Genomic DNA, 16,866 nt, shown 5'->3' on the forward strand with positions numbered 1-16,866 from the left:
ATCACATTTGTCCAAACACATCGGCAATCCAAAGTTCCAAGATGGATTTCTTTTGTCTGCCGCTTGTAAATGGATAAGTACTAATTTTAATTTATGGACAGAAACCAAGCGATCGGCTTGATCCTTTTCGCAGCAGTATTGCTGGTGTATTCGATCTTTTTCGCAAAGCCACCAGAAACACCAACCGAAGAAAACACCACAACGACTGAGGTGGCGAGCCCCTCAAACCCCACCGAAACGACCCCAGAAGCTTCCCAAGTCGAACTGAATGACAGCATTCAGGACTTGGTAGCAGTCAGACAATTTGGTGCATTTGCGCCGATGACCAAAGGGGCAGCCGAGGAGGTTGTGTTGGAAAATGACAACATCATCGTCACCTTCAATACCAAAGGCGCCGAGATCACGAAAGTCGAACTGAAGGAATACAAGACTTGGGACCAGCGTCCCGTTTTCCTTTTGGACCAAAACAGCTCCGACCTTTCCTACAGCATCGAAACTGACAAAGGGCCACTGAGCCTCAATCAGTTTTATTTCAATCCCACCGTTTCAAAAACCGTGGTGGATGAAGTCGAGGCTTCGGTATTGACCTTCATTGCAAAAGGTGAAAATGGTTCAATCGTCCGCACCTACACCCTCCGCAATGGCAGCTATGTGGTGGACAAAAACTTGGAGATCAACGGCTTCGCAGCCAATCTGAAAGACAAGCAAGTCCAGATCCAATGGAACGACAGGCTTATCCGCCAAGAAGCCGACATTGAGGAATCAAGAAGAAAAACCAACATCAACTTCTTTTCCGCTGCGGGAAGCCACGATTACCTGAGCACTACTTCCGAGACAGATCAAGACGAACTCACCGAAGCCACCAAATGGGTAAGCTTTAGTCAAAGATTCTTCACCACTGGTATCATTGCGGGCAATGCGTTTTCTGGTGGAAAACTCCTTCAGGAAACTCCCAAGGATACGCTATCTATCAAAAATGTCTCAGTCTCCTTGGTTCTTCCCTTGGAAAACAACCAAGCGGCGGTGCAATATTACTTTGGACCCAACCGCTACAACGTCCTCAAAAGAGTCACCGATGGCTTTGAGAACAACGTGGACATGGGCTACTTCTTTGTCAGTTGGGTCAACAAATACATCATCGTCAACCTGTTCCAGTTTTTGGAGAAATACTTCACCAACTATGGGGTGATTATCATCCTGATCGTATTGATCATCAAGTTGGCCCTATTCCCTCTGACATACAAGTCCTACATCGGGATGGCGAAGATGCGGGTCATCAAGCCGGAAATCGACGAGCTGAAAGAAAAATACGGCGACGATCCCACCAAAATGCAGCAGGAGCAGATGAAGCTCTTTGGGCAATTGGGTGTGAGCCCGATTTCGGGCTGCTTGCCGCTGTTGCTGCAGATGCCGTTCCTGTTTGCGATGTTCTTTTTCTTCCCCAATGCGATTGAGCTTCGCCAACAGTCTTTCCTTTGGGCGCATGATTTGTCTACCTATGACTCTATCCTGAGGCTGCCATTTGCGATTCCTTTCTATGGTTCGCACGTCAGTCTGTTTACGATATTGATGACGGTGTCGCAGATTGCCTATACCCATTTCAACAACCAGCTGACTGCACAGGCCGGGCCAATGAAAAACCTTGGCTACATCATGCCTGTGGTGTTTATGTTTGTGTTAAACTCCTTCCCGGCTGCATTAAGTTTCTATTATTTCGTCTCCAATATGGTGACATTCGGGCAACAAGCTTTGATCAAGCTGTTTGTCGATGATGCCAAAATCCGCGAAAAAATCGAAGCCAACAAGGTCAAGAATGTCAACAAAAAGAAGTCAAAATTCCAGCAAAGACTGGAAGATGCCATGAAGGCCGCCGAGGCCAACAAAAAGAAACAATAAAAAGGAGGCTCCTGAGAGCCTCCTTTTTTTGTCGCTCCTTGCAGGCTCATAGCCAGCGAATTAACATTTCGGAAACCGACATGTGGATAACAATTCGTTTCGTGGAAAAATATAAATGATATATTTGTAAGCTAAGGTAATCCAATCATCCTCCTTCATGATCGAACTCACCTACCTCGGACATTCTTCCTTTCTCGCAAGAATCCAAAACAAAAACGTACTCTTCGACCCATTTATCAGCCCCAATCCAAAAGCGTCCAAAATCGACCCGACATCGATAGGTGCGGATTACATTCTGCTAAGTCATGGACACGAAGACCACGTGGCAGATGCCGAAAGCATTGCCAAAAGGAACAACGCCATGATCGTTTCCAATTATGAAATCGCAGTATGGTTTGCCCAAAAGGGTGTGGAAAAATACCACCCCATGAATATCGGAGGCAGCAAACAGTTTGATTTTGGTAGAGTAAAATCCGTGGCTGCCGTCCACAGCAGTACGCTTCCCGACGGCTCTTCGGGAGGCAATCCCGGCGGGTTTGTGATCGAGCATGCCGATGGTTGCTTCTATTACGCTGGAGATACCGCGTTGACCTACGACATGAAGCTGATTGGCGAGGAATTCAAGGTTGATTTCGCGATCATGCCGATCGGTGATAACTTCACAATGGGTATCAAGGACGCAATCAAAGCTGCGGATTGGGTGGGAACAAAGCGGATCATCGGAATGCATTACGACACATTTCCGTACATCGCCATCGACCAAGAGGCGGCAAAAAAAGCCGCAGCCGAGGCAGGAAAAGAATTGATTTTGCTTAATATTGGAGACTCTATTACCCTCTAAGGTATTTTATGGGAAAAGTAATCGCAATCGCCAACCAGAAAGGAGGCGTAGGAAAAACGACCACTGCCATGAATCTCGCGGCAAGTTTGGCGGTATTGGAATACAAAACCTTGGTGATAGACGCTGACCCACAGGCAAACACTACCTCAGGTTTGGGACATGATCCCAAAGAAATCGACAAAAGCATTTACGAATGTATGGTCGACGGTGTGGATATCCATACCATCATCCACAAGACGGAAATCGAAAATCTTGACCTGGTCCCCTCCCACATCGACCTGGTCGGTGCAGAGGTGGAAATGATCAACCTCGAAAACCGGGAGGAAAAGATGAAGTCGGTGATCCAGCATGTCAAGGACAAATACGATTTTGTAATCATTGACTGCTCTCCATCCCTCGGGCTCATTACGATCAATGCCCTTACGGCTGCCAATTCTGTGATCATTCCCGTGCAGTGCGAGTATTTCGCGCTCGAGGGTTTGGGCAAGTTGCTCAATACGATTAAAATTATCCAAACCCGCCTCAACCCGGATCTGGAAATAGAGGGAATTCTCCTGACGATGTACGATGTACGCTTGAGGCTTTCCAACCAAGTTGTGGACGAAGTGCGGTTGCATTTCAAAAACCTTGTTTTTGAAACGATCATCCCGCGAAATGTCCGCCTGAGCGAGTCGCCAAGCTTTGGCCTTCCGGTGATTGCTTTTGATGCGGAGGGTAAAGGCGCTGTGGCCTACCTGAATTTGGCACAGGAAATTGCCGTCAAAAACGGCATGGAAAAAGTAAACTGATGAATGAAGCTATGGACGACAAAAAACCAACCCCAAAGAAAAGTGCGCTGGGTAGAGGATTGGGGGCCTTGCTGCAGGATTCTCCACAGAAGACAAAAAACGAAACCCTGATTCCATCACATCCGGTAGCGGGGATCTACGACATCAGCCTTTCGGACATCCAAGTCAATCCTTTTCAGCCAAGGACGCATTTTGACAAAACTGCCTTGGAAGAGCTCTCCGAATCCATCAAGGTACAAGGAATCATCCAACCGATTACGGTCCGAAAGCTTGCCGAGGGAGAATACCAATTGATCTCGGGAGAAAGAAGGTTCCAAGCTTCCAAAATGGCGGGGTTGGAAAAAATTCCCGCATATGTGCGCACTGCCAATGACCAACAGATGTTGGAAATGGCTCTGATCGAAAACATTCAAAGGGAAAACCTCAACGCCTTGGAAATCGCCCATTCCTACCAAAGGCTACTCGCAGAGTGCAACCTCAAGCAGGAAGAACTGGGCGACCGCGTAGGCAAAAACAGAACTACAGTCAACAATTACCTCCGTCTCCTTAAACTACCGCCCGATATCCAAGCAGGTCTTCGGGACAATAGGATCAGCATGGGCCACGCCCGGGCGCTTATCAACGTAGACAGTATCGACAAGCAATTGGCGATCTTCAAAAAGGTACTCGCCGAAGAACTCAGCGTAAGAAAAGTGGAGGAACTTGTAAAATCCCTCAACCAAGAGAATGAGGAAAAAACCGAGAGACAGGAACCCGCTTTGGATCCTTTGAGAAAATATGAATTGGGAAAAATCCAGCAAAGGCTTGCCAACCATTTTGGGACAAAGGTACATCTGAAGTCTGACGCTAAAAGTAAAGGCGAGATCAAAATCCCGTTCCATTCCTCGGAAGACCTGAACAGAATTTTGGAAATATTGGAGATCATCTAAGCCTTGGAAAAGGAAAGATTGCATACAAGGGTGATATCCCCCACACAAGCAATGAAGGTACTTACTCTCATTGCTCTTTTTGTTTTTTGCACTTTCGTCAATTGCAAGGCGCAAAGGCTTATCTCGGACGCACAGGATACGATCAAGTTGGAGCTTACGCAGAAAGACATCAAAAATCCGAGTAAAGCGATGATCCTCTCCGCAATCCTTCCTGGTGCCGGACAAATCTACAACGGCAAGCCTTGGAAGGTACCGATCATCTATACGGGCTTTGCCGCCAACATCTATTTTATCGAGTACAACAACAGGCGCTACGAGCTGTTTTTGGACGCCTTGGCGATTTACGACCAAAATCCCACGAGTACAGACAGGCCTTTTCCGGGCCTCAACAGGGAAGGCTTGGTGCGTAACATCGACTATTGGCGCCGTAATAGGGATTTGAATTATTTCCTGTTTGTTGGTATTTATGCACTCAATATCGTAGATGCCTTTGTGGACGCGCACTTGTCGGCCTTTGATGTGACTGATGACCTGAGTTTCAAGTTCGAACCCAACTTTGAGATGCTCGCTGCAGGCGGTACCGTCACGGGCCTTTCCCTTAAGATCAAATTTTAAAAGATGAACATTCTATTATTGGGCTATGGAAAAATGGGAAAAATCATCGGTGAAATCGCCGAATCCCGTGGACATGCCATAGTCGGAAAAATCAATATCGATAACCGTGCTGATTTGGAAAAACTCGATCCAGCTTCAATTGACGTGGCAATCGAGTTCAGCCAACCGGATGCCGCGGTTGAAAATATCTCTTGGGCTATCAGCAGGGGAATTCCGGTTGTGTCCGGTACGACAGGCTGGCTCAATCGCAAACCCGAAGTGGAAGCATTGACATTGGAAAAAAATACAGCATTCTTCTACGCTTCCAACTACAGCATTGGCGTCAATATCTTCTTCAAAGTGAATCAGTTTTTGGCGTCGCTGATGCAGGGCCAACACGAATACAAGGCCAGCATCGAAGAAATCCACCATACCGAGAAAAAAGATGCGCCGAGCGGTACAGCCATTACCTTGGCCGAAGGCATCCTCGCAGAGTTAAAAGAGGTTAAATCTTGGGAGCTCAACCAAGGCCAAACCACAGCCGCTGACGTTTTACCCATCACCTCCAAACGAATAGATCCCGCGCCTGGCACCCATATTATACGCTACCAATCCGAAATCGACGATATCGAGATCATACATACAGCCCATAGCCGCAAGGGCTTCGCCTTGGGTGCGGTCCTTGTGGCCGAATGGATAATCGGTAGAAAAGGCATATTTTCGATGAACGAATTCCTATCTTTCTGAAATTTAAATTCCGATGACTGAACCAAAAAAGAAAAAATCAGCTGCCCGTGAGTGGGTAGATGCTTTGGTGTTTGCGGTGATTGCCGCGAGCTTAATCAGATGGTTGCTGTTAGAACCATTTACCATACCTACTGCCTCCATGGAAAAATCACTCCTCGTAGGAGATTTCCTGTTTGTAAGCAAAATGCACTACGGAACCCGCGTTCCCAGAACACCGCTTCAAGTTCCGCTTACCCACCAAAAAATCTGGGGAACCGACTTGAACTCGTATGTGGATTGGATCCAATTGCCCTACTATAGGCTTCCCGGGTTTTCGGATGTAGAGCGGAATGACGTGGTGGTTTTCAATTATCCCGCAGAATTGGAATATCCTGTAGATCTCAAGACCAATTATATCAAACGGGCAGTGGCGATTCCCGGAGACGTCCTTGAAATCAGGGAAACGCAGATTTTTGTCAACGGCGAGGCGCAACAGAATCCCGCAGAGATGCAGTTTTCCTACGACGTGATGAGCAGCAGAAACCTCACCTCGGATTTCTTTGACGAATACGGCATCAACCAGGACAGTTATCGTCCCTTTTCCGATGCCTCAGGCTATATGGTCATGGCGACGGAAGAAACCATTGCGGAATTGAAAAAATCCCCCGCGGTCGGAAACATCACCAAACGCATGGATCGCGTGGGTCTTGGTGACCCAAGGGTATTCCCTGATGGTTCTTATTTTGGCTGGAACAAGGACAACTACGGTCCTTTGGAAATCCCCGGTAAAGGCTGGACGATCGAGATAAACAAAGACAATATCGCAAAGTACGCCTACACTATCCAGAAGTTCGAAGGACATAAAGATGTGAAGGTCGAAAACAACGAGCTCTTCATCGATGGGCAAAAAGTCACAAATTACACCTTCAAGCAGGACTATTATTTCATGATGGGTGACAACCGCCACGACTCATTGGACTCCCGGTATTGGGGTTTTGTTCCCGAGGACCATATTGTGGGCAAAGCTTGGTTCCTGTGGCTCTCTTTGGACAAGCACAAATCCATGTTCAACAAGATCCGTTGGAGCAGGTTTTTCAATGGAATTGACTGATTGAGCTGGTTTTCACCAACAGAAAAGGCCGAAGATGATTCGGCCTTTTTTTTTTCGTGTCAATCAATGTTCGATTTTTTTCTTCACATGGGCGATGTCCGCCTTTTTGATCACCTCATTGTGATAAATGACAACTGGGGCAGATTTGCAAAAGTCCATGCATTTGGTTTTGATGATCTTGAATTTACCCTTGTTATGCCCAGACTGGGTCAATTCTTTAATCTCTTTGCCCAATTCCTTGCAACCCTCCCCCTTGCAGTCGGAGCCATTGCAGACGAAGATGAATTTTCGGTGGTTACCCATATAAGGTTGGAAGTAGGAAGTTGGAAGTACGAGGTTTAGCGCCAAGAACCAAGTGCAGAGTAATTCCTTTAACTCTCCGGCCTTAACTTGGGTTTTCAAAATTCAACATTGGATATTCGGTGTTCATTATTCGTCATTCTATCAAGAAAGTGACCGCGACCGCCAATAGAATTAGCTTGTTGAATAGTCATTCTTGCTTTCGCCAAATCCAAACTGCCTTTGCCTTCTTACATTCTGCTTGATGATTACATCCCATATACCCACTGCATGACCAATCCGCTAAGATAGGCGCCATAAGTACCGGCGGCATATCCCAATACGGCCATCAGCACACCCACGGGCGCCAGGGATGGATTGAAGGCGGAAGCTACTATGGGTGCTGAAGCCGCGCCGCCTATATTAGCTTGGGAACCCACAGCCACGTAAAAGAACGGCGCCTTGATCAGATAAGCCACAATCAGCATCGTCAGCATATGGATGATGATCCAAATGATTCCAATCAGGAAGAAAACAGGATTATCCAAGACCGCGCCCAAGTCCATCTGCATCCCGATCGTAGCGACAAGGATATACAGAAGCACCGAACCCAATCGGGACGCGCCGACACCTTCCAACTCCCTGGCTTTGGTAAAGGACAAAAGCAATCCGCCCGTCGTCGCAATCACCACGATCCAGAAAAAGGTTGAATCAAGCGAATATTGCTTCAAGTTTGGATAATTGGTCCCAATAAAAGGCGCTACAATGTCCGCAATCCAATGTGACAGACCGGTAATCGCAAACCCTACGCCCAAGATCATCATCGTATCACTCAGGTTTGGCATTCTCATAATTCCCGCACGGTACTTTTCCACCTTTTCCTGAAGCTCCATGATGGCGCTGCTGTCGGCTTTAAACAAGCGGTCGATTTTCTCGGGCTTTGCCGCCCAATAGAGCAAAACCGCCATCCAAAGATTGGCTACCAGTACATCCACTGCGATCATCTGGCTGAACAATTCCGGGCTCGCTCCAAAAACCTCCAACATGGCCGTTTGGTTGGCACCTCCTCCTATCCAGCTTCCCGCAATCGTGGAAAGCCCCCTCCAAAGTTCGTCAGGTCCTGTCCCCGAAAGAATATCCGGGAAGAATCGGGATACAGTAAAAAGTGCAATCGGTCCACCGATCATCACACCCACTGTCCCAGCCAAAAAAATAATTAAGGCTTTTGGCCCCAATTTCAAAATCCCTTTCAGATCGATACTTACCGTCAAAAGCACCAGCGAGGCTGGCAACATATAGCGGGAGGCAATTTTGTACAGACCGGAAGATTCTCCGGAAATAATGCCAAGCGAGTTGAAAACAGCCGGAATAAAATAACACAGGAGCACCGAGGGTACGATCCTGTAAAACTTGGTCCAAAATGGCTTCCTACTCGCCGAAGTGGCAAAAACAAAAGCCAAAATCGTCATCAACAAACCAAATACAACGGCATCATTGGCAATCAGAGGAATATTCTCTTGCATAGGTTTCCAGCTTTGCTTACAACAATACCACAAAAGCCCAAAAGATCAAAGTCTGGATTTCTCCCACAAGTAAGTGAACTCACCCAACATCATGGCTGTCGCACCCCATACGACTTCTTGCTCGATGTCAAAATACGGCGCGTCAAATTGAAAGCCCGAACTGCCCTTCACTTTGGTGATTTTTCGGATGTTGGCGTCAATCAAACTGGGAAAAGGACAAGAAATGATCCTCTCCACTTCTATCGGATCAGGCTTGAATAGTGGCTTTTCCTCCACAAAACCGATAAATGGCCTTACCAAAAAATTGGACGGAGGGATATAAACGTCTGACAGGTGTCCCAAAATCTTGACTTTGGATGCATCCACCCCGATCTCTTCCTCTGCTTCTCTCAGCGCGGTAGACTCCAACGAGCTATCTCCTTCCTCGAATTTCCCACCGGGGAAGGATACCTGACCTCCATGCACGCCCGGATACTCGGGCCGTTTGATAAAGGGGACAAAGGCACTGCTTTGGTCAGGGAAAAGCAGCATCAGTACGGCGCCTTTGCGGTGGTCCTCCCGAATCTGGAACCGCTTGGTGTCAATCGGCATCGGTGCCATAGAAAGCTGCCCCTCGATCCCCGGCAAGGGTTGCCTTAGCAAAATTTCCAGCCTATTGACGATCTGTACCAGCTTCATCTTGGGGGAAAGGAATGTTCTTCAACTTCTCTTTCAGGTATTTAGATTTGGGATATTGGGATATCCGAAGTGGGCTGGAATACTCGATATAGCTTCTATCGGCCACATTGACCAGCCAAACCATCGGACTGACGCCATTTTCATATTCAAAAAATCCGGATACCATCAAATAGTCAGGTGATACCCATACAGCTTCCTGAAATCCTCCCGAAGGCCCAATGAACAAGAGTCTTTGCCGCATGCCATTGGATCTGAAAAAAATCACCTCCGAATCGGGATTGAAAGCCACACTTCCCTCCTCGGGAATGACTACTTTATAGCTGTAGATATCCACCACTCCCAATCCGTCGGGATGGGGAATGAGATAGGGGAAAAAAGGATTTCCCGCCTGGATAAAGTTCTCCTCCGGCCATTCCAAATCCTCATACTCCAGCTGTTTACTGAGTTGAAAAGCACTGGGGTCAAACAAATTATCTATGGATTTCCAATGGGAAGCCCAAGCAGGCGTTTGCTGGATACCTGAGGCCAGCAATTGGGCCATTTCTTCTTCCCTGCTGAGCTGGATGGACTCGGAAACCTCCTCTGTTTTCTCCTTTTGAAATGAACATGCAGCCAGCAATCCAAGCAACAACAAAGAAAATTTGCTGAGAAAACATCTCTCGATTCGGGTATGCATCATGATTGGTGAAAACACGAATCAAACACAAAAACCCCATAAATCAAAAAAGGTCCGAACATTGTCCAGACCTTTTTTATCTCTCAAACCTATTAAACCTATTGTAGATATTCAATGTATGAATAACCGTTTGAAAGGTATGTAATGTTTTCAAATTCTACAAACAATCGATTGCGAAAATTTTATTCTGCGAGATTGAAAAAAAGTTTCCGTGTCAAAATCACGTTTTAAGTTACCTGATTTTGCTTACTTAAAACATTTTTTTGGAAGTTAAAAAATCTGGCATCCCGAGAAAAAATTTCCAATTCGGCGCCTTGTTTTACCAACTAAACCACAAATCCACCTGACTTTCAATGAATTTGCAAAATATACCCTATAAACATGCTCAAGTCGCAGATCGAAAATTCGGAAGATTCTTCGCCCGCAAAGCCGCTTCGTTCCTGTCGAATATGATTAAATTCAACCCCAGTCAAACAACATTAATCCGTGGAAGTCGACCCCTCCTATCATACCGCCGTACTTATCCAAGAGGGTTTCCAGCATTACCTCCAAAATTTCCACATCCACACGGATAATTCGCCACGGTTTTACAAAATGAGAGATTGGGCGGCAAAGCGGGAAAACCAAAGAAAGCGGCTGCGCCTTTACAAAGACCATGTCGCCCAAACCAAAACCAAGGTGCTTGCCGAAATCGGTCTCTATGCAAGCGACTTCTTCTTTTGGAGGGATACAAAGGGCATTTATTCCCGTCTGATAGCGGGAAGAAACGAAAAGGAACTCGCAGAGACATTTTTTAACTCGGTCATCCGAAAAACCTATCCAGGGCTAGCCATCAACGAAGCGCTGATGTATGTGCATGAAGGCTACAATTCCTGCGACCTTCTGCCTAACGGCCACTTGTTCAATACCTACTCTGCCAACATGGGTTTGGTCCCAATACTTCGAAAAATCTTTTCCGACTATGATTTCGGAGCGCCCCTGATGGACCCGGAGGCAGATATCCATTTCCTTGAGACCGCGGTCAAAAACGTGATTTTAACTAGATACAAGCCGGACGCAGATACGATCACGCAGATTTGGAAATCCATCTTTTTCAGGGGAAAATCCGCCTATCTCATCGGACGGACAAGACTTGGGGGAAAATGGATGCCCTTCATCATCCCATTCCTATATGGCTCAAAGGGCGTTTTTGTCGACACCCTGATCTTTGACCCGATTTTGATGTCGGGCCTTTTTAGCTATACGCGCTCCTACTTCATGGTGAAGGTAGATGTCCCTTCACAACTTGTTTCATTTTTGAATTCCGTCATTCCCAACAAGAAAATCCACGAACTGTATAACTCCATCGGGTTTAACAAGCACGGCAAAACGGAATTTTACCGCGACCTTCTGAATCACTTAGCACATAGTGATGACCAATTTGTGATAGCCGAAGGCATCAAGGGTATGGTGATGACGGTATTTACCCTCCCCTCCTACAACATCGTGTTCAAGATGATCAAGGACTATTTTGATCCACCCAAGACCATGACGCGCCAGGAAGTCCGGGAAAAATACAAGCTCGTCGGCCTGCACGACCGCGTGGGCAGGATGGCGGATACCCACGAATTTGAGGAATTCCACCTTCCGCTTCGCAGGATTCATCCTGATCTGATGGCAGAATTGCGCGGTACGGTCAATTCGCTTTTGGAAATCCGGGGAGAAGAACTGATTCTCAAGCACGTATATATCGAGCGTAGGATGACCCCGCTGAACATTTACTTGGATAACTGCAACCTCGAAGAAGCCAAGCAGGTCGTCGAAGACTACGGCAATGCCATCACGGAATTGGCACAAGCCAATATTTTCCCGGGGGACATGATGATCAAAAACTTTGGCGTAACGCGGCAAAAACGTGTCATTTTCTATGATTACGATGAAATCGAATTTGTGACAGACATGAATTTCCGGGCAAAACCCAAGCCTGAAACCTACGAGCAGATATATTCTCCCGAACCTTGGTACGAAATCGGGCCAAGGGACGTGTTTCCCGAGGATTTCAAAAGGTTTATGATCGGCCGGGCTGATATCAGGGACTATTTTTTTGAAGTCCATAGCCGGCTGTTCGATCCAATGTTTTGGCAATCGATCCAAAAAAATATCCGGTCTGGGGAAATGCCCCATGCGTTTTCTTACCCGAGATCAATTCGATTCAGGCCGAATGAATTGGTATAATGGTTTGCAACCCGGAAATGAGGATTGTAATCATTCTTCAAAGCATGGCTAACTTATAGGTTTTGTCTTGAGTTTTTGGCGTAATTTTGTCGCCAAGCCCCTTCACTATGAAATCCCTAATCGCCCTCCCCATATTGCTTCTCCTCCCGATCTTGGCCACTGCCCAACATTCCTATGTGGGCATCCAAAACAGCACCAGAAAATCAATGGTGAGCGTCATGATGAATCCCGCCGAAATCAACAATTTCGACCGCAAAGTCGAAGTGAATTTCGTGGGCGTCAATGCCTTGTTCGTTAATAACATCCTGAGTTTCTCAGATCTTACTTCCATACAAGAAAACCTGTTGGAGGACCTGATGTCCAAAGCCAACACCCAAGTGAACGGGGATACTCACGGGTCTGCACTTTTGCCTTCCTTCGGAATTAATCTCGGCAAATGGTCCCTGGGCTGGGCAAACCAATTCAACTCACGGGTAGCACTCCACCAAATCAATCCCGATCTTGGCAACAGTGTGATCAGAAGCGCTTCTGCATCGGGCGGGACTACTTATCAACTCAGCAATCCTAACAACCAGCGGGTGAACGGTGTCATGTGGTTTGAATCGGGCATCGTCGTGGGGCGGGAATTGATCAACAACGCCAACTCAAAGCTCTCGGTCGGCAGCAATATCAAGATCTTCGTGCCTGTCAACTATACCAACGTGGGTGTAAGTCAGCTCTCTGGAACACTTACCGTGCAAAACGGTGTAGCCAGCCTTTCCAATGCCAGTGGCACCATGAACCTGACCTACAACAGGGATATTATCGATGCCCGAAACCTTCGACTGGACTATAGCAACCTTGAAATCAACTCTCCCAGCTCTGTTGGACTTGACCTTGGAGTCAATTACCAGGCAAAGAAAAATGGAAAGGTTTGGATCAATTCCGGCATCTCGGTCACCAACATCGGCAACCTGAAGTTTGGCACCAGCAACGTCTCCAATAACCTGCGTATCAACATTCCTGCAGGAAGCTCTTTCCGCATCGATAGGTTCGACTTGGATCTTGAAAACACACTAGACCAACTCACAGAGTCAGGATTCTTCACTTTGGATGAAACACAGGAAAACATCCAAGTTGGATTGCCAACGACTTTTGCGCTGTATTCAGAAATCAAGTTAACGGATCAGTTTTTTGTAAGTGCCTTTTGGCAGCAAATGGTCAAAAACCAGGACAAAAACAACCAAGTCCCATTTGTGAATGTGTTTGCAGTCACGCCGAGCATGCTTTTTGGCAAATTTGAGGTGTTCTCGCCTTGGGGCTACTTCCAAATCTCCGAACTTACGGGTGGCTTGGGCTTCCGCTACGGGGGATTTTTCCTCAGCTCACAAACCGTCCTCACCTCGCTGTTGGCCAACCGAGGCACAGCCGATGTCCAAATGGGCCTCAGTTGGGGATTTGGACAGCGCAGACAATAGGCTTACTGGAAATCATTCGCCCAAGGTCTTCCTAAACGGCACCGCGGGGAGCTTTTCAGAATTGTAGAGATTCACCTCGGGATTGTCTGCCCAAGCATAGCGGATTTCTGTCGGGGACTTGATGCCGGAATGGGAGACGGTGATTTGGTCCTTGCCGGTTATCTCAGCCTTTGCCAGAACAAAATTCCCATCGGAACCAGCCAAGATAAAACCCTTGACTGATTTGCCGCCATCAGAAAGCACAAGCCCCTCTCCCACATGGTCCAATTCTAGGAGCACTTTTCCTCCCTCTACCTTGGCTGATTTGAGCATCGGTCCGGAGTGGACCACTTCCTCCCCATAGGCTACCTTTCGTGCCGCTTGCCAAAGTCTGAGACCGACGTCTTTTTTATTCCTAGGATGAATGTCGTCCGCTTCACCGATATCAATGGTCACTGCCATACCGGTTTTGGGGAGCTCCAGCGCCTGGGTCTGTGCTTCCCGGAGAAAGGCCCAATTGGAATCGGGCTGGATGGGCTTTCTTTCCATAAAGTTGGCGAGCTGTACAAATAGGAAAGGAAAATCCCCGATTCCCCAGCTTTCGCGCCAGTTTTGGATCATCGTGCCAAAAAGCTGGCGGTAGTGGGCATGCTCCCCGGTATTGCTTTCGCCTTGGTACCAAATGACGCCCGCGATCGGATACTTCACAATGGGAGCTATCATGGCATTGTACATCATGCCCGGGAGCCAATTGTGCCATTCGACCACAGGCAGGGATTCCTCAATCGTATTGGAAAACTTCCAAGGTCCCTCAAGACTGATCGTGCGGTTACTTTCCTTGACGTAAAATTGTCCTTCTTTGCCCAAAACCGGGGCATTGTTCCAAGTATTGACAATGCGGACAGCCAGCAGGTTTTCACCTTTCTTGAGCATCCCTGCAGGTATGATAAACTCATCCAGGCTTTGCCCAAAATCCTTGAACAGCAGCCGGCCTCCATTCAAGTAGATGTACGCCATTTGCTGGATATCGCCCAGATTGAGCTTAACGCCCTCAGTCTGATTGACGGTGAATTTCTTCCTGAACCATGCGATATCCTTCAGGGGATTGTCTGCCGGCAGGTTCACCGTCTGCCATGCCGAATCATCATAATCCGGATTGACGACACCTTGGATTTCACCGTTTTGGGGAGCAAGGACAAGGTCGTTGCGTTTCAGTTCCCGGACTTTATTGTCAATCACCTCCTGAATCCAATAATCCTGCCGGTCGAGCACGTCCTTGGCTTTGTCCCGATAGGCGTCCATTTCCAGCAGTTTCTCCGCAGCGGTCCAGCCCTGTGCCGGCGTACCACCCCAGTTGGATTCGATGATGCCGACCGCTACGCCTTTTTCGAGATGCAGGCGCTTCGCAAAAAACCAGGCTACGGCCGAAAAGCTCAGGATATTGTCTGCGCTTGCCTGTACCCATTGTCCTCCCCGGACATCATACTTTGCCTTGGCATCGTAATCGTGGGGGATTTTGAAAAACCGGATCAAGGGATACTCGGCATCTGCAACTTCTTCTGCCAGGCCTTCCACCTCGCCACTCATGACCCATTCCATGTTGGATTGACCTCCAGCCACCCATACATCGCCGACCTGGATATCGCGGATTTTTTTGCCGTTGATGTCGAGTTCATAGGGCCCGGAGGCAGGGAGTGCATCAAACTCCAACAGCCAATAGCCATCGGCATCGACGCGGGTATCCTTCTGTTGGTTGTTGAAGGTACCGACGACCTTTTGCCCGGGCGTACCGTCGCCCCATACCCGGATGGGTTGGTTGCGCTGGACCACCATGTGGTCGGTGAAAAACTTGGGCATAAAAACCTCTGCCGTTTTTTCCTCCGACTTACAGCCAAAGAGGCCTAAAAAGAGTACAATAGAAATCAGAATCGAGTAGGAATGTCGCATGTCAGGTAGATTTTGGGTAGGCGAAAATATCGATTCAAATCGATTGGCGCAATATTCCTTATCCAAAGAAAAAATGAAGAAAAAAAACCAGAATGAACACTCCCACCCATCTGTGTAGTATAGACTTTTGATTGTGCACTGGTTGGATCCCGATATTCATCGCGGATGCAATTCCACTCCGGTATCAAAACCAATTTGCAATTGCATTCGATAGACAAGTTGTCGAATTGGAATATTGTTTTTAAACGAAGGAATTACAAATTCTTCATGATGGAAAGGCGTAATTGCTTGTTACTCCTAGAGCCCAAATCGTACTTCATCCATGTGGGGTGTATTGGCACCTAGCCCATTCTACGACCGCACAGAATACGGTCGATTGATAATTCAAAAACAAAGGAATAATTCATTTGAAGCGAATGAATACTCAAATAATTGGAAATCACCTATTCTATTCGGTAATTTAAATCTTTCCTCACGTAATAATAAAAATTCTCTCGGCTCGTAAACATAGATAAGTTTATAACATCCCCCTTCTTCTTTCAGGGGTAACAGGCTAATTTTAGATTGTTGAATCCTATTATAAACTAAAGGGATTGTATTGTGCATCTTAATTTCAAACTCGTCTTCTAAGGTTTCATATTCAATACTGTCTACTGGATCAAACTTGCTTATGATTTCTTTTTTTAGTAATTCCTTTTCATTCCTTATCATGTCATCATTCATTTCTAGGAAAACAGTATCATCTATTGTCAAAATAGAGGACAGACTGTAGAAATTTTGCGTCCAATCACGGTAAACTCCCAGAGAGTCCATTTTGTATACTTTAAGGTATGAACCACTAGACAGATATACATCATTTTTATAACTAACAATATTCGTATAAAGCGTATTAGTTGGAACCGAATAGGACAATGTACACGCGACAGTCATTTCTGTTGATCTAGATACGCAACTGTTCAACAGTAAGAAAAGGAAATAGACAGTTGGTTTCATGGTCAAAATTTATTTGGAAATCCTGGAATTCGTCGCCAATCAAAAGTTTTATGACTAAGGGGATATACACTATGCAATTTTAACAACTGGTCTGCTGCGGATCCCCCTCTCATTGTGGTATAGACCTTTGATTGTGGATTGGGTGGATCCCGATATTCATAGCGGATGAAATTACACCCCAACATCATCACCATCCACGACAGTCGTGGGGAAGCAATCGGAATTCAGGACCAAA

15 protein-coding genes are annotated in these 16,866 nt (G+C 46.8%); 9 read left to right on the forward strand and 6 right to left on the reverse strand.

Features of this window, described 5'->3' with window-relative positions:
* Nucleotides 1-93: 93 nt before the first annotated feature.
* The 7 genes from yidC to lepB all read left to right on the forward strand — a co-directional run bounded on the left by yidC (nt 94) and on the right by lepB (nt 6,885).
* Nucleotides 94-1,896, forward strand: coding sequence for a membrane protein insertase YidC (yidC, locus tag L0U89_RS03105; RefSeq protein ID WP_234860185.1), 1,803 nt, complete (start codon nt 94-96; stop codon nt 1,894-1,896).
* A 157-nt stretch (nt 1,897-2,053) separates the two neighbouring features.
* On the forward strand, nt 2,054-2,737 hold the full coding sequence (locus L0U89_RS03110; RefSeq protein WP_234860186.1) for a metal-dependent hydrolase: 684 nt from the start codon (nt 2,054-2,056) through the stop codon (nt 2,735-2,737).
* 8 nt (nt 2,738-2,745) lie between these two features.
* Nucleotides 2,746-3,525: a ParA family protein gene (locus L0U89_RS03115; RefSeq protein ID WP_008623365.1), complete on the forward strand. Its 780-nt coding sequence runs from the start codon at nt 2,746-2,748 to the stop codon at nt 3,523-3,525.
* A gap of 11 nt (nt 3,526-3,536) precedes the next feature.
* On the forward strand, nt 3,537-4,454 hold the full coding sequence (locus L0U89_RS03120) for a ParB/RepB/Spo0J family partition protein (protein ID WP_234860432.1): 918 nt from the start codon (nt 3,537-3,539) through the stop codon (nt 4,452-4,454).
* A gap of 51 nt (nt 4,455-4,505) precedes the next feature.
* Nucleotides 4,506-5,069: a DUF5683 domain-containing protein gene (locus tag L0U89_RS03125; RefSeq protein ID WP_234860187.1), complete on the forward strand. Its 564-nt coding sequence runs from the start codon at nt 4,506-4,508 to the stop codon at nt 5,067-5,069.
* Nucleotides 5,070-5,072: 3 nt separating this feature from the next.
* The gene (gene dapB, locus L0U89_RS03130) at nt 5,073-5,795 is read left to right on the forward strand and encodes a 4-hydroxy-tetrahydrodipicolinate reductase (RefSeq protein ID WP_234860188.1); all 723 of its coding nucleotides are present in this window, start codon (nt 5,073-5,075) and stop codon (nt 5,793-5,795) included.
* A gap of 13 nt (nt 5,796-5,808) precedes the next feature.
* Nucleotides 5,809-6,885 (forward strand): signal peptidase I, encoded by a 1,077-nt coding sequence (gene lepB, locus L0U89_RS03135; protein WP_234860189.1) that lies wholly within the window; start codon nt 5,809-5,811, stop codon nt 6,883-6,885.
* 63 nt (nt 6,886-6,948) lie between these two features.
* Here lepB and L0U89_RS03140 read toward each other — a convergent pair whose 3' ends face one another.
* The 4 genes from L0U89_RS03140 to L0U89_RS03155 all read right to left on the reverse strand — a co-directional run bounded on the left by L0U89_RS03140 (nt 6,949) and on the right by L0U89_RS03155 (nt 10,044).
* Nucleotides 6,949-7,287: an NAD(P)H-dependent oxidoreductase subunit E gene (locus L0U89_RS03140; protein WP_369413236.1), complete on the reverse strand. Its 339-nt coding sequence runs from the start codon at nt 7,285-7,287 to the stop codon at nt 6,949-6,951.
* A gap of 146 nt (nt 7,288-7,433) precedes the next feature.
* Nucleotides 7,434-8,687 (reverse strand): DUF819 family protein, encoded by a 1,254-nt coding sequence (locus tag L0U89_RS03145; protein WP_234860190.1) that lies wholly within the window; start codon nt 8,685-8,687, stop codon nt 7,434-7,436.
* A 45-nt stretch (nt 8,688-8,732) separates the two neighbouring features.
* A complete protein-coding gene (locus L0U89_RS03150) occupies nt 8,733-9,365 on the reverse strand; it encodes an NUDIX hydrolase (protein ID WP_234860191.1) in 633 nt (210 codons plus the stop codon).
* Nucleotides 9,340-10,044: a bifunctional isocitrate dehydrogenase kinase/phosphatase gene (locus tag L0U89_RS03155; protein ID WP_234860192.1), complete on the reverse strand. Its 705-nt coding sequence runs from the start codon at nt 10,042-10,044 to the stop codon at nt 9,340-9,342. Before L0U89_RS03155 ends, L0U89_RS03150 begins: the two co-directional genes overlap by 26 nt.
* Nucleotides 10,045-10,527: 483 nt before the next feature.
* On the opposite strand from L0U89_RS03155, the gene aceK reads away from it, so the two are divergent.
* Nucleotides 10,528-12,255: a bifunctional isocitrate dehydrogenase kinase/phosphatase gene (gene aceK / locus L0U89_RS03160; protein ID WP_234860193.1), complete on the forward strand. Its 1,728-nt coding sequence runs from the start codon at nt 10,528-10,530 to the stop codon at nt 12,253-12,255.
* A gap of 107 nt (nt 12,256-12,362) precedes the next feature.
* Nucleotides 12,363-13,712, forward strand: coding sequence for a hypothetical protein (locus L0U89_RS03165; RefSeq protein ID WP_234860194.1), 1,350 nt, complete (start codon nt 12,363-12,365; stop codon nt 13,710-13,712).
* A 12-nt stretch (nt 13,713-13,724) separates the two neighbouring features.
* Here the strand turns inward: L0U89_RS03165 and L0U89_RS03170 are convergent, their stop codons facing one another.
* Complete coding sequence (locus L0U89_RS03170) at nt 13,725-15,638, reverse strand: sialate O-acetylesterase (RefSeq protein WP_234860195.1); 1,914 nt, start codon at nt 15,636-15,638, stop codon at nt 13,725-13,727.
* A 384-nt stretch (nt 15,639-16,022) separates the two neighbouring features.
* Complete coding sequence (locus tag L0U89_RS03175) at nt 16,023-16,631, reverse strand: hypothetical protein (RefSeq protein WP_234860196.1); 609 nt, start codon at nt 16,629-16,631, stop codon at nt 16,023-16,025.
* Nucleotides 16,632-16,866 lie beyond the last annotated feature (235 nt).

This window comes from Mariniradius sediminis (assembly GCF_021491425.1).
Lineage (GTDB): Bacteria > Bacteroidota > Bacteroidia > Cytophagales > Cyclobacteriaceae > Mariniradius > Mariniradius saccharolyticus.

Coding starts and splice junctions, on each gene's coding strand:
- yidC (WP_234860185.1), top strand. CDS start 94: ATGGACAGAAACCAAGCGATCGGCTTGATCCTTTTCGCAGCAGTATTG.
- L0U89_RS03110 (WP_234860186.1), top strand. CDS start 2,054: ATGATCGAACTCACCTACCTCGGACATTCTTCCTTTCTCGCAAGAATC.
- L0U89_RS03115 (WP_008623365.1), top strand. CDS start 2,746: ATGGGAAAAGTAATCGCAATCGCCAACCAGAAAGGAGGCGTAGGAAAA.
- L0U89_RS03120 (WP_234860432.1), top strand. CDS start 3,537: ATGGACGACAAAAAACCAACCCCAAAGAAAAGTGCGCTGGGTAGAGGA.
- L0U89_RS03125 (WP_234860187.1), top strand. CDS start 4,506: ATGAAGGTACTTACTCTCATTGCTCTTTTTGTTTTTTGCACTTTCGTC.
- dapB (WP_234860188.1), top strand. CDS start 5,073: ATGAACATTCTATTATTGGGCTATGGAAAAATGGGAAAAATCATCGGT.
- lepB (WP_234860189.1), top strand. CDS start 5,809: ATGACTGAACCAAAAAAGAAAAAATCAGCTGCCCGTGAGTGGGTAGAT.
- L0U89_RS03145 (WP_234860190.1), bottom strand. CDS start 8,687: ATGCAAGAGAATATTCCTCTGATTGCCAATGATGCCGTTGTATTTGGT.
- L0U89_RS03150 (WP_234860191.1), bottom strand. CDS start 9,365: ATGAAGCTGGTACAGATCGTCAATAGGCTGGAAATTTTGCTAAGGCAA.
- L0U89_RS03155 (WP_234860192.1), bottom strand. CDS start 10,044: ATGATGCATACCCGAATCGAGAGATGTTTTCTCAGCAAATTTTCTTTG.
- L0U89_RS03165 (WP_234860194.1), top strand. CDS start 12,363: ATGAAATCCCTAATCGCCCTCCCCATATTGCTTCTCCTCCCGATCTTG.
- L0U89_RS03170 (WP_234860195.1), bottom strand. CDS start 15,638: ATGCGACATTCCTACTCGATTCTGATTTCTATTGTACTCTTTTTAGGC.
- L0U89_RS03175 (WP_234860196.1), bottom strand. CDS start 16,631: ATGAAACCAACTGTCTATTTCCTTTTCTTACTGTTGAACAGTTGCGTA.